Origin of the sequence: Thermobifida alba (assembly GCF_023208015.1) — a bacterium.
Lineage (GTDB): Bacteria > Actinomycetota > Actinomycetes > Streptosporangiales > Streptosporangiaceae > Thermobifida > Thermobifida alba.
Window position 1 is genome coordinate 3,344,639 of record NZ_CP051627.1, and the last position, 12,660, is coordinate 3,357,298.

Below are 12,660 nucleotides of genomic sequence, written 5' to 3' on the forward strand. Positions count from 1 at the left end.
TGGCCTCAGCGGTCCCGGTAGGCGACCTCCCTCGCCATCACGACCAGTTCGCCGCGCCAGGCCTCGTCCAGTTCCGCCTGGTTGACCGCTGCGACGGCGCGTGCCACGAGGCCGTCGATGCGGCGTTCGATCTCCGTTCTGATGCCGCTTCCGGACAGCAGGTCGCGTAGCGCGGGGACGTCCCACTCCGGGGAGTCGACGAGTTCCCGGACCCGGGGGTCCCGGCGGACCGCCAGAGCCAGCAGCAGGGTCATCTTGTGCTGCTCCAGGTCGAGGCCCACCGGTTTGCCCGCCGCCTCGCTCCGCCCGAAGGCGTCGATCAGGTCGTCGCGGAGCTGGAACGCCTCCCCCAGGGCCTCGCCGTACTCTTCGAAGGTGGCGGCCAGGTCCTCCCGCCCGGCGACCAGGGCGCCCAGGAGCAGCGGACGGTGGATGCTGTAGCGGCCCGACTTGCACACCGCGATCCACCGGGACAGTTCCGGGTCGACGACGCCCTCGGCGGCGACCGTCACGTCCAGGAACTGGCCGATGATGATCTCGGTGAGCAGTTCGTTCCACAGCGGCCGGGCTCGCGCGGGAAGGCTCTGGGTGAGGCGGTCGGCGAGGATGTTCGCCAGGTCGCCGGAGAGGATCGCGGTCCCCTCCCCGTACCGGCGGGCTTCCCCCCGCCATCCGCGGAAGCGGTGCTCGGCGGTGTACCGGGTGTGGACGGCCGGGGCTCCCCGGCGCAGATCGGAGGCGTCCAGTACGTCGTCGTGGATGAGCGCACCGGCATGGACCAGTTCCAGTGCGGCCGCGCAGTCCACGACGGCCCTGTCCCCGGGGTCGCCGCCCGCCGCCAGGTACCCGCTGACGCAGAAGGCCGGGCGGAGCCGTTTACCCCCCGCCGCCACCAGGTCGGCCACGGCGTCGACCGGTACCGCGGCCCGCGGGTCGACCTCGGCCCACCGTTTCCGTTCGGTGTCCAGGAGGTCGGTGAGTCGCGCCTCCACCTGTTCCATGAGGCGGTTGCGCAGTGCCCGGACATCTGCAGCGGTGCTCGTCATGCTCTCCCTCCCCTGCTCAGGGAGCTCTCCGCGTCCTGTCGGGTGAGCCTGGCCGGCGGGGAGAAGACGACGTCCTCGCGCGCGACCTGTTCGATCTCCACGTCCTCGAATCCGAACACGGCCAGTCGTTCCATGAGTTCCTCGACGAGGGTCTCGGGGGCACTGGCGCCCGCGCTCACCCCGACCGTCCGCACACCGTCGAGCCAGGCCGGGTCGAGTTCGCCGGCCTCGGGGACCAGGTGGGCGGGGACGCCCATACGGCGGGCCACCTCGACCATCCGGTTGGAGTTGCTTGAGTTGCGCGACCCCACCACCAGCACCAGGTCGCTGCGGGGAGCGATCGCCTTGATCGCGTCCTGCCGGTTCTGGCTGGCGTAGCAGATGTCGTCCGTGGCCGGTCCACGCAGGTCGGTGAAGCGGCTGCGGAGGGTGTCGATGATGTCCCTGGTCTCGTCCACCGAGAGGGTCGTCTGGGTGAGGTAGGCGACGGGGGTGTCGGCGGGCAGGTCGAGCTGCCGGGCGTCCTCGACCGTCTCGATGATGACCGTCCGGTCGGGCGCGTGTCCGTAGGTGCCTTCCACCTCCTCGTGGTCGGCGTGTCCTACCAGCAGCAGGGTGCGCTCCTCCCGGGAGAAGCGCAGCGCTTCCTGGTGGACCTTGGACACCAGGGGGCAGGTGGCGTCGATCACGTCCAACCGGCGGTCCTCCGCGTTCCGGCGTACCTGGGGGGAGACCCCGTGTGCCGAGAACACGCACACCGCGCCCTCAGGGACCTCTTCCTCCGAGTCGACGAACACCGCGCCCCGCTGTCTCAGCTGTCGCACGACGTAATGGTTGTGCACGATCTCCTTGCGCACGTAGACAGGGGCGCCGTGGCGTTCGAGCGCCAGCTCGATGATGGATATCGCCCGTCGCACCCCTGCGCAGAAACTTCGGGGCTCGGCCAGGAGCACCTTCTTCGCAGGAAGCATCTCCGCTTCACCTTCAACCTAGATGGATGTCCGCTGCATTCCCGCACGGATTCCGGCTCCTTGACTGTGCGATTCCGGTTACCTCGAAGTCAAACAATCCAGGGCACACAGACAGGAAGTAGCCATGTGTAGCCACACCCCTGCCAACAGATTATTGCCTTTGATTTGCTACTTACCAAGCAAACCCCTAATTCCTATTCTTTCTCCAGTCCAGAGAAAGCCGGGCCTTTTTGTCCACCAGGTGTGCCAGCCGCCACACCGAACCGGGGGCAGCATGAATACCATCACCCAAGAAGCAGTCGGCGACCTGCAGAAACATGCTGGAGCAACCACTCCGGTCCAGCCGCGCAAATATTCGGGAAATCTCTCCGAGCCAGTATTCGAAGAACTTTCCGAAACACTGTTCGCGTCACTTCGGCGCAGCGACCAGCGCCGCAGGGGGCTCGATTATCTGCGTGGCCTGCTGCGCACCCCCGGACGCAAGTCGATTCGGAACATGGCTGCTCTGCTGGGCGGTAGCGGGACGGGCCAGAGCCTGCACCACTTCATCTGCAACTCCACCTGGGAATGGTCGCCGGTCCGGGCCGCACTCGCCGGCTACCTGGCGCGTGTCGCCCCGCCGCTGGCCTGGGTGGTGCGTCCGATGGTCATTCCCAAGACCGGTCAGCACTCCGTCGGAGTGGGCCGGTACTTCTCCCCGGTGGACGGCCAGGTGTTGAACGCACAGCAGGCCGTCGGCCTCTGGGCCGTCTCGGACAGAACCGGCGTCCCACTCAACTGGCACCTGCGCCTTCCCGAGCAGTGGCACGACGTCTCCGACTGCGGTGTCCCCTCCCCCCGTCCCGCACCTCCCAGGCCACTGGGTGACTGCGCGGTGGAGATGTGCCGGGAGGCCCTGGCCGACTGGGGTCTGCCGCCCCGGCCCGTGGTGGTGGACATCGGCGAGGCGAACCCCCTGCCGACCCTGCGGCGGCTCACCGCCGAGGGGCTCAGCTCGATGGTCCGAGTCCCCGGAGACCTGCCGCTGACCGTGGTCGACGAGGCACTCACCGGGCACCGCGGCAACATACTGCCGGCCGCCCAGATCATGCGTGCCGCTCGGGAACTCCGCAGGCCGGTGACGTGGCGGGAGCGCGGTCCACGCCCGGTCCGGCGGACCGCGCTGGTCGCCGCGGTGCGGGTCCGCAGCCATCCCGACTGCGGCAGGGACACCGTACTCGTCGGGATCGGCGGGATCGGCGCGGAGTGGCTCACCGAACTGTGGGCGACCTCCCTGCCCGCGTCGTGGGCCGCCACCGCCGTCCCCTGGATGAGCGGATTCGTCCGGGCCGTCGACCGGGACTTCGAGACGATCTCCGAGCACGTCGGAATACGCGACTACGTGGGCCGATCGTTCAGCGGATGGCACCGCCACGTCACCCTCGCATCGGCCGCGCACGCCGTCGTCGCGCTGTCCTCAACGCCGGCGGACCTGGTGGGCCATGCCTCCTGACCGCCCCGGCCGCCCCGGGGGCGCGGCCGACCGCCGTCCGTCCCGGAGCCGTGTGACCTCCCGGGCGGCCCTTCCCCGCCCCGGACGGAGCAGGGCCCCGCGGCCCCCGGCCGGCACCGCTGCGCTCACCCTTTTCCCCTCACACGTGGAGGAGCAAGTGTACTCCGGTCTTCCGGTCACCCGCCTGGGACCAGCCCCGCAGCAGCCCGACTGGGCCGACGACCCCCGCCTCCCGGCGGCACGCCGAGAACTCGCCCTGCTTCCTCCCCTGGTCCGCCCGGAGGATGTGGACCGGCTCCGCCTCCTCCTCGCCCGGGTGGCCGCAGGGGAGGCTCTGGTCGTCCTCGCCGGGGACTGCGCCGAGGACCCGGCGGAGAGCACCGCCGCCGACGTGGCGGCCAAGACCGGTCTGGTCGAGACCCTGGCCCGCATGGTCGGCTCCGCCTCGGGCAAGCCCGTCGTCCGCGCCGCACGCATCGCCGGGCAGTTCGGCAAGCCGCGCTCGCGCTCCACCGAGACGGTCGGCGGCCGGGAGCTCCCCGTCTACCGCGGACACCTGGTCAACAGCCCCGAACCGGACCCCGAACTGCGCAGGCCCGACCCGCTCCGGCTGGTCGCCTGCTATCGGGCCGCCGCCGAGATCATGGGGCACCTGGGCTGGCGTCCGGACCTCCCGCGCCACGACGCCGACGCCCCCGTGTGGACCAGCCACGAGGCGCTGCTGCTCGACTACGAGGTCCCGCTGCTGCGCCGGACCGGCGACGGACGCGTCCTGCTCGCCTCCACGCACTGGCCGTGGGTGGGCGAGCGCACCCGGAGCGCGGACGGCGCGCACATCGCTCTGCTCTCCGGCATCGCCAACCCTGTGGCCTGCAAGGTGGGCCCCACGACGGAGACCGACGAACTGCTGGAGGTCTGCGAGCGGCTGGACCCGCGGCGGGTGCCGGGGAGGCTCACCCTCATCGCCCGCATGGGGGCCGGCGTCGTGGCCCGCAGGCTTCCCCCGCTCGTCGAGGCCGTCCGCGCCGCAGGGCATCCGGTGGTCTGGCTCACCGACCCCATGCACGGCAACACCGTGAGGACCCCGTCCGGCCTCAAGACCCGCTACGTGGAAGCGATCGTCCGCGAGGTCCAGGAGTTCCACTCGGCGGTGCGGTCAGCCGGCGGTGTCCCCGGAGGGCTCCACCTGGAGGCCACCCCGCAGGACGTCACCGAGTGCGTCCCCGACCGCTTCCACGTCGACCGGGTCCCCGCCAAGTACACCAGCCTCTGCGACCCGCGGCTGAACCCGGACCAGGCCGTCGCCGTGGCGGCTGCCTGGCTGCACTGACCCCCGGCCGTCCGGGTGGGAGGCGTCCAGTACCGAATCCGTCCAGAGAGGAGCAGCACATGGAGGACAGTGTCGCCCTGGTGACCGGGGCCGCCAGCGGAATCGGCGCGGCCGTCGCCAGGGCACTGGGCGAGCGAGGCGCCACGGTGGCCGCCGTCGACCGGGACGCCGAGCAGTTACGCACCCTGGTGGACAAGCTCAGAGCGGACGGGGCACGTGTCGAGGCGTTCGCCGCCGATGTGAGCCTGGCCTCCGAGGTCGAGGGGGTGGTGCGGGAGGTGGAACGGACCCTGGGCCCCCTGCACTCCCTGGTCAACGCTGCTGGAGTACTCCGTCTCGGCGGGGTGCGGGACCTCACCGACGACGACTGGTCCGCCACCTTCGCGGTCAACGCCACCGGGGTGTTCCACACCTCCCGTGCCGCCGCGCGCCGGATGGTCCCGCGCCGGCGCGGAGCCATCGTCACCGTGGCCTCCAACGCCGCGGGGACGGCACGCATGGGCATGGCCGCCTACGCGGCCTCCAAGGCCGCCGCGACGGCGTTCACCCGGTGTCTCGGTCTGGAACTCGCCGCATACGGCATCCGGTGCAACGTCGTCGCGCCGGGATCGACCGACACCCCGATGCTGCGGTCCATGTGGCACGACGCGTCCGGCCCGGCCGCGACGCTCCGAGGAGACCCGGAAGCGTACCGCGTGGGTATTCCGCTGCAGCGGCTGGCCCAGCCCGCCGACATCGCCGACTCGGTGCTGTTCCTGCTCTCCGACCAGGCCGCGCACATCACCATGCACACCCTGACGGTGGACGGAGGCGCCACTCTCGGCTGCTAGCCCTTGTCCGGCGAACCGCCGTGGGTCCGCCACCGCCGGGGCACCACCGCGTCGGCGCCCGCGGGCCGCAGACGAAGGCCTGCACCGCGCACCGACGCCGTCCCGGACAGCGACCCGTCGTTCCGGGCCCCACCAGACAGACCCAGTCCCGACCAAGCGGAGGACGACCATGACAGGAATCCCACCCATCCGGCCCTACCCCCTGCCGGAAGCGGACGGCCTGCCCGCCAACACCGCGTGCTGGACCGTCGACCCGGACCGCGCGGTGCTGCTCGTGCACGACATGCAGCGTTTCTTCCTCCGTCCTTTCGACTCCGCCGGAGAACCGTGCCGGACACTGCTGCGCAACTGCGTGGCGCTGCGTGAGCGGTGCGCCGCACTCGGCGTCCCGGTCGCCTACACCACACAGCCCGGGAACATGACCGACGAGCAGCGCGGCCTGCTGAAGGACTTCTGGGGGCCCGGCATGAGCGCCGTCCCCCAGGACCGCGCGGTGGTGGAGCCGCTGGCCCCGGCCCCCGGCGACTGGGTGCTCACCAAGTGGCGCTACAGCGCCTTTCACCGTTCCGACCTGCTGGAACTGATGCGTGCCCACCACCGCGACCAACTGGTCGTCTGCGGCGTGTACGCCCATGTCGGCGTTCTGATGACCGCGGTGGACGCCTTCACCCACGACATCCGGCCGTTCCTGCCCGCGGACGCGGTGGCCGACTTCTCCGCGGAGTACCACCACATGGCCCTGGAGTACGCCGCCCAGCGCTGTGCGGTGGTCACCTCCACCGCAGCCCTCCTGGCCGCCCTCGGCTCGGCGGTCCTGGACTCCCCGGAGTTGGCGGTGGAGGCGAGGACATGAGCGGCGGAGGGACCGGAAACGCTGACCTGCTCGGCAGCATCCTGGCAGCGCCTCCCCCGGCGTTCGCCCTGCTGTACCGCCCGGAGACGAGCTGTCCCGAGGTCGTGGACGTACTCGTCGGCGAGGTGTCCACGCCCGAGGTGCTGGCCGCTCTCCCGCTGCCCCCTCGCGACCGCCGTACCGGCCGCGCCGGACACGACGTGCTCGCCGTCATCCCCTACCGGCAGCTCACCGAGCGCGCCCTCCCGTGCAACGACGACGGCGCGCCGCTGATCGCGATGACCGTCACCGCGCAGGAGACCGTGGCACTCGCGGACCTCCTGGGCCGGATCCCCGACTGGGGGATCCGGGTGGCGAACGGACGCTTCGACGTGAGCGACGAGGCCTACGCCGCCGCGGTGGAGCGGATCATCGCCGAGGAGATCGGGCAGGGGGAGGGCGCCAACTTCGTCCTCGGACGCTCCTACCTCGCCGAAATCGCCGACTACACGCCGCACAGCGCGCTCACCCTGTTCCGCAGGCTCCTGGAGCAGGAGTCCGGCGCCAGTTGGACGTTCGTCGTCCACGCCGCGGGCCGCACCTTCGTCGGCGCCACACCCGAGCGGCACATCAGCCTGCGCGGGGGCGTCGCCGTGATGAACCCGATCAGCGGCACCTACCGCTATCCGCCGTCGGGCCCCGACCTCGCCGAGGTGATGCTCTTCCTCTCGGACCGCAAGGAAGCCGACGAGCTGTACATGGTCGTCGACGAGGAACTCAAGATGATGGCCCGGATCTGCAACTCCGGGATCCGGGTGGACGGCCCCCGCCTCAAGGAGATGGCCCGGCTGGCGCACACCGAGTACTACATCAAGGGCCACACCGGCCGCGACCCGCGGGAGATCCTGCGTGAGACGATGTTCGCCCCGACCGTCACCGGAAGCCCGCTGGAGAGCGCGTTCCGGGTCATCAGCCGCCACGAGCCCCGGGGCCGGGGCTACTACAGCGGCGCACTCGCCCTCATCGGCCATGACGAGCGGGGTGACCGCACCCTCGACTCCGCCATCCTCATCCGTACCGCCGAAATCGCCCCGGACGGCCGGATGCGCATCGGTGTGGGCGCCACCCTCGTCCGCCACTCCGACCCGGCCGCCGAGGCAGCCGAGACCAGGGCCAAGGCGGCGGGTCTGCTCGCCGCTCTGGAGACCGCGCGGCCGACGCGGCTGGCCGACCACCCGGCGGTCCGCACAGCCCTGGACGAGCGCAACATGCACCTCTCCAGTTTCTGGCTGGACGGGAACGCCGAATCCACGCCCGTACCGGAACTCGCCGGCCTGTGCGCCCTGGTGATCGACGCCGAGGACGCGTTCACCTCGATGCTGGCGCACCAGCTCCGGTCCATCGGCCTCGCCGTCACGGTCCGCCGATTCGACGAACCGTACTCCTTCGACGAGCACCACCTGATAGTAATGGGCCCGGGTCCGGGCGATCCGCGCGACAGCTCACATCCCAAGATCGCGAGGTTGGAGGCAGCGATACGTACCCTCCTCGCCGAACGGAGACCCTTTCTCGCGGTCTGTCTGAGCCACCAGGTGCTGAGCCGCACGCTCGGTTTCGCCCTGCACCGACGCGCAGTCCCCAACCAGGGGGTCCAGCACCGTATCGACCTGTTCGGCCACCGGGAGCGGGTCGGTTTCTACAACTCCTTCGCCGCCGTCAGCAGTGAGGACAAGGTGGAGTGCGAAGGGACCGGAACCGTCGAGGTGAGCCGCGACGCGGAGACGGGTGAGATCCACGCCCTGCGCGGTCCCGGGTTCGCCTCCCTGCAGTTCCATGCCGAGTCGGTACTCACGCACGACGGTGTGCGTCTCCTCGCCCGGACCGTCCGGGAGATCCTCGGCCGGTGAGACCGGCCTGCCCCAACCACCATCGACAAGACAGGAGTAAGGAACCGTGACGAACACGCCGCTGCGGCTCGCCGTGGTCATCGGCAGCATCCGCGAGGGCCGTTTCGGTCCGACCGTCGCACAGTGGATCACCGAGGAGGCGCGCTCCTTCGGCCAGTTCGACGTCGACGTCGTCGATCTGGCCGATGCCGGACTCCCGATGCGGATCACCGACACCGCGCCTCCGGAGGTGGAGGCGCTGCGGCCGCGCCTGGCCGCGGCCGACGCCTTCATCATGGTGGTCCCCGAGTACAACCGGGGCTACCCGGCCTCCCTGAAGACCCTGATCGACTGGTACATCGAGGAGTGGCAGGCCAAGCCGGTCGGTTTCGTGTCCTACGGGGGGCGAGGCGGAGCGCTGCGGTCCGTGGACCACGTGAGCGCGGTGCTCAGCGACCTGCACGCGGTACCGCTGCGCGACACGGTCAGCTTCCATGACGCGTGGGACAAGTTCGACGCGTCCGGTCGCCCCGTCGACCGGGAGGGCGCGGAGGCGGCGGCCAAGATCCTGCTGGACCGCCTGCTGTGGTGGGGGTCCGCGCTGCGCTCCGCACGACTTGAGCACCCGTACAACCGCTGACCGGGTGCCGGACCGGAAGCACACCGGCCCGGCACCCCGGCATCCGCTCCTCCGGGTTCACAGGACGGCGGCACCGGTGTTGAGGCAGGCGAGCAGAGTGCGGGCCTGGACGTTGAGGTAGTGGCCGTGCCGCACCAGTGCCCGCAACTGGCCGGGGGTCACCCAGCGGTAACCGGGCGGCGGGGACAGCGGAGCCTCGTCCTCGTCCGCCTCCACCACCATGACCCGGTTCTCCGCGCCGCGGAAGCGTCCGCCCTCCTCCGAGTGCACCGCCTCGTAGCGGACGCGCCCGGGCGGGGCGGACAGCACCACGTCGAGGAAGGGGGGCCTCCTCCCGGGGGGCAGGTGGGCGTAGTTGCCCGGATCGCACTGCACCGTCGGCGCCAGTTCGACCACGCCGGGAAGCCCTCCCTCCACCCGGGCGTGCACGAGTACGTGCGGGACACCGCCGAGACGGCGGGTGAGGAACGCGATGACGCCGCGCCGGTACGGCTCGAACAGCGGCTGTGTCCACCTGCCCACCTCGCGGGTGCCCGCCTCCACCGCCACGGCGACCACCCGGAAGTACCGGTCCTCCCGGTGGCGGATGGCGTACTCCTCACGCTCCCAGTCCGGCACGGAGGCCAGGGGCACGCGCCGGGCCGTCACCCCGTACCTGGTCCGCTCCCCGGTGAGCCATGACAGCAGCTCGGTGTCGGTGTGCAGGGCCTCGGTCCCGTCTTCGGGCACCGGAGCGCAGGACAGGACCGTGCGCGAGTCCATGTTCACCAGGTTGTCGCGGCGCAGCAGTCGGCCGATCTGCCCGAGCGTCAGCCAGCGGAAGTCCTCGTGCGGGGCGACGTCCTCGGTCACCTCGACGATCATGTTCCGGTTGCTCTTTCGGTAGAACCACGCGCCGTGCTCCGACTGCAGGACGTCGACCAGGACCCGGCCCCGGCCGGGCTGGACGAAGTAGTCGATGTGGTGGACCTTCCTTCCCCGGTGCGCCCCCGTGTAGTTGCTGTACGTGGCCTGCACGGTCGGGGAGAGCTGGACCAGGTTGGGGTTGCCCGGCTCCATCTTGGCCTGCATCAGGAAGTGCAGCACCCCGTCGAACTCCTTCGCCAGGATGCCGAGGATGCCGACCTCCGGCTGGTGGATGACGGGCTGGCACCATTCGGGGAACGGCCCGTTCCTGACCGTGACGTGCAGGCCTTCGACGGTGAAGAAACGTCCGCTGTGGTGCGCCAGGTTCCCGGTCCGTTCGTCGAACCGCCACCCGTCGAGCCCGGCCAGGGGGATCGGCTCCACCCGGAAGCCTTCCGAGGCGGCGCGTCCGGCGACCCAGTCCGCGGTCTCCCGCACGGTCCTCTCGTCCCCCCGGGCCGCCACCGAACGGGCCATCCGCTCAGCCGTCCCCGGTTCCCAGCGGGGACGCGGCAGCACGGAGGGGTTCCGCTGGACTGCCACGGTCACCCTCCGGCGGTCGGCGACGTCTCGAAGGCCGCGATCCGCTCGCCCCGGTTCCGTCCACCGCCGTATTTGACCGCTTTCCACCAGTCGACGTTCTCGCGGTACCAGGCGACCGTGTCGGCCAGTCCGCGTTCGAAGGGGATCTCCGGCTCGTAGCCCAGCTCTTCCCGGATCTTGGTCCCGTCGAGGGCGTACCGCCGGTCGTGCCCGTCGCGGTCGGCCACCCACTGGATCGCCGTACGGTCCGCACCGCACAGTTCGAGCAGCCGCTCGGTGATTTCGAGGTTGGTCCGCTCGTCCCCGCCCCCGACGTTGTAGACCTCTCCCGCCTTCCCCTTCGTGAGGATGAGGTGGACGGCCCGGCAGTGGTCGTCGACGTGCAGCCACTCACGGACGTTCAACCCGTCGCCGTACAGCGGGACCGGCTCCTTCTCCAGCAGGTTCGTGACGAAGCGCGGGATGAGCTTCTCCGGGTGCTGGTAGGGCCCGTAGTTGTTGGAGCAGCGGCTGATGGAGACGTCGAGGCCGTGCGTCCGCCAGAAGGCGCGGACCACCAGGTCGGAGGCTGCTTTGGAGGCCGCGTAGGGCGAGTTGGGCGCCATCGGCTCCTCCTCGTTCCACGTGCCTTCGTCGATGGACCCGTAGACCTCGTCGGTGGAGACGTGGACCACGCGTTCGACTCCGGCGGCCAGGGCGGCGTCCAGCAGCACCTGGGTGCCGATCACGTTGGTGCGGAAGAACGCGTCGGCGTCCGCGATGGAGCGGTCCACGTGCGTCTCGGCCGCGAAGTGCACGACCGCGTCGTGCCCCGGCATCAGCTCCCCGACCAGCCGCGCGTCGCAGACGTCGCCGTGGACGAACTCCAGTCGGGGTGCGTGCTCCGGAAGGTTGGCCCGGTTCCCCGCGTAGGTGAGTTTGTCCAGGACCGTGACTCTGACCCCCTCCGTTCCGGGGTATCGGCCCGCGAGCAGGGAACGCACGTAGTGGGACCCGATGAAGCCCGCGCCTCCGGTGACCAGGATCCTCATGCCTCAACCTCCACGTCGCTGTGGTCCCCGACCACCAGTCGGCGACCGGCACCCGCCGCACTGACGGAGGCGCCCCTACCGATGACGGAGCCGTGCAGCCTGCGGACCCCGGCCAGTTCCGCCCCGTCCAGGATGATCGACCCGGTGACGGCCGCACCGCGCAGAACGCAGTTCCGTCCGATGGAGGTGTGCCGCCCCACCCCGCTGTCCTCCACCACGCTGCCGCTTCCGATGACCGCCGGGCCCTCGATCCTCGACCGGAGGACGCGGGCGCCGTGCTCGACGACGACGGGACCGGTCAGCACACTGGCGTCGTCCACCTCTCCGTGGACGGCGGGCCGCATCCGGTCCAGCAGTCGGCGGTTGCACTCCAGGACCCCCTCCACGTCCCCGGCGTCCCGCCAGAAGCCGTCGTACTCGCCGACCCGGACCGGTCTCCCGTGGTCCACCAGCCACTGCAGGGCGTCGGTGATCTCCAGCTCACCGCGCGCGCTGGGTTCGACGGCGGCGACGGCCTCGTGGATGGCGGGGGTGAAGAAGTAGACGCCGACGAGCGCGAGGTCGCTCCTCGGTTCCTCGGGTTTCTCCACCAGTCGCAGCACGGTGCCGTCCGCTCCGAGTTCGACGACTCCGAACGCCCGCGGATCCTGGACCTTCTGCACGACGACCTGGGCCGCGGGCCGGGACTCCCGGAACTCCCGCGCGATCTCGGCGACCCCGTCGGGCAGGACGTTGTCCCCCAGGTAGGTGACGAAGTCGTCCTCCCCCAGGAAGTCCCGTGCGAGCAGCACGCAGTGGGCCAGTCCGAGGGGTTTCTCCTGGTAAAGGTAGGTGACGCGGAGGCCGAACCGGGATCCGTCGCCGACGGTCTCCTCGATCTGCTCGGCGCGTTCGCCGACGACCAGGCCCACCTCCGCCACCCCCAGGGCGCGGACGTCATCCAGGACGTGCTCCAGGACCGGCCTGTTGGCCACCGGAATCAACTGCTTCGGCATCGAATGGCTGAACGGCCTGAGCCGGGTTCCCAACCCCCCCGACAGCACCAGAGCCTTCATTGGACGTCCTTTCCGTGGGCGCCGGGCGGGAAGGCGGTCCGCCGGAAGCACCGGGGGCGGACCGGCGGGACCCGCATCGGCGCCCGGGTCGGCGGTCC

11 protein-coding genes are annotated in these 12,660 nt (G+C 70.8%); 6 read left to right on the forward strand and 5 right to left on the reverse strand.

The features are described from left to right. Positions 1–5: 5 nt before the first annotated feature. Positions 6–1,046, reverse strand: coding sequence for a polyprenyl synthetase family protein (locus FOF52_RS14810; protein ID WP_248590545.1), 1,041 nt, complete (start codon positions 1,044–1,046; stop codon positions 6–8). Beyond that, positions 1,043–2,017 carry a 4-hydroxy-3-methylbut-2-enyl diphosphate reductase gene (locus tag FOF52_RS14815; RefSeq protein ID WP_248590546.1) on the reverse strand — a complete coding sequence of 325 codons (975 nt, stop codon included), beginning with the start codon at positions 2,015–2,017 and terminating at the stop codon, positions 1,043–1,045. The genes FOF52_RS14810 and FOF52_RS14815 overlap by 4 nt, the downstream gene beginning before the upstream one ends. 274 nt (positions 2,018–2,291) lie before the next feature. Here FOF52_RS14815 and FOF52_RS14820 point away from each other — a divergent pair, with 274 nt between their 5' ends. The 6 genes from FOF52_RS14820 to FOF52_RS14845 all read left to right on the forward strand — a co-directional run bounded on the left by FOF52_RS14820 (position 2,292) and on the right by FOF52_RS14845 (position 9,027). Next, on the forward strand, positions 2,292–3,509 hold the full coding sequence (locus tag FOF52_RS14820; protein WP_248590547.1) for an IS701 family transposase: 1,218 nt from the start codon (positions 2,292–2,294) through the stop codon (positions 3,507–3,509). 157 nt (positions 3,510–3,666) lie between these two features. Continuing rightward, on the forward strand, positions 3,667–4,839 hold the full coding sequence (locus FOF52_RS14825; RefSeq protein WP_248590548.1) for a 3-deoxy-7-phosphoheptulonate synthase: 1,173 nt from the start codon (positions 3,667–3,669) through the stop codon (positions 4,837–4,839). A gap of 59 nt (positions 4,840–4,898) precedes the next feature. Next, entirely contained in the window at positions 4,899–5,669 is a 771-nt protein-coding gene (locus tag FOF52_RS14830) for a 2,3-dihydro-2,3-dihydroxybenzoate dehydrogenase (protein WP_248590549.1), read from the forward strand. 169 nt (positions 5,670–5,838) lie between these two features. Next, positions 5,839–6,522: an isochorismatase family protein gene (locus FOF52_RS14835; protein ID WP_248590550.1), complete on the forward strand. Its 684-nt coding sequence runs from the start codon at positions 5,839–5,841 to the stop codon at positions 6,520–6,522. Further along, entirely contained in the window at positions 6,519–8,408 is a 1,890-nt protein-coding gene (locus FOF52_RS14840; RefSeq protein ID WP_248590551.1) for an anthranilate synthase family protein, read from the forward strand. Before FOF52_RS14835 ends, FOF52_RS14840 begins: the two co-directional genes overlap by 4 nt. A gap of 46 nt (positions 8,409–8,454) precedes the next feature. Then, the gene (locus FOF52_RS14845; RefSeq protein ID WP_248590552.1) at positions 8,455–9,027 is read left to right on the forward strand and encodes an NADPH-dependent FMN reductase; all 573 of its coding nucleotides are present in this window, start codon (positions 8,455–8,457) and stop codon (positions 9,025–9,027) included. Positions 9,028–9,084: 57 nt separating this feature from the next. Here the strand turns inward: FOF52_RS14845 and FOF52_RS14850 are convergent, their stop codons facing one another. Genes FOF52_RS14850 through FOF52_RS14860 form a run of 3 tightly spaced genes read right to left on the reverse strand, consistent with a single transcriptional unit; the run spans position 9,085 to position 12,562 of the window. Beyond that, positions 9,085–10,476 carry an NDP-hexose 2,3-dehydratase family protein gene (locus FOF52_RS14850; protein ID WP_248590553.1) on the reverse strand — a complete coding sequence of 464 codons (1,392 nt, stop codon included), beginning with the start codon at positions 10,474–10,476 and terminating at the stop codon, positions 9,085–9,087. A 2-nt stretch (positions 10,477–10,478) separates the two neighbouring features. Then, positions 10,479–11,507: a dTDP-glucose 4,6-dehydratase gene (rfbB, locus tag FOF52_RS14855; RefSeq protein WP_248590554.1), complete on the reverse strand. Its 1,029-nt coding sequence runs from the start codon at positions 11,505–11,507 to the stop codon at positions 10,479–10,481. Next, positions 11,504–12,562, reverse strand: coding sequence for a glucose-1-phosphate thymidylyltransferase (locus tag FOF52_RS14860; RefSeq protein WP_248590555.1), 1,059 nt, complete (start codon positions 12,560–12,562; stop codon positions 11,504–11,506). Before FOF52_RS14860 ends, rfbB begins: the two co-directional genes overlap by 4 nt. Positions 12,563–12,660 lie beyond the last annotated feature (98 nt).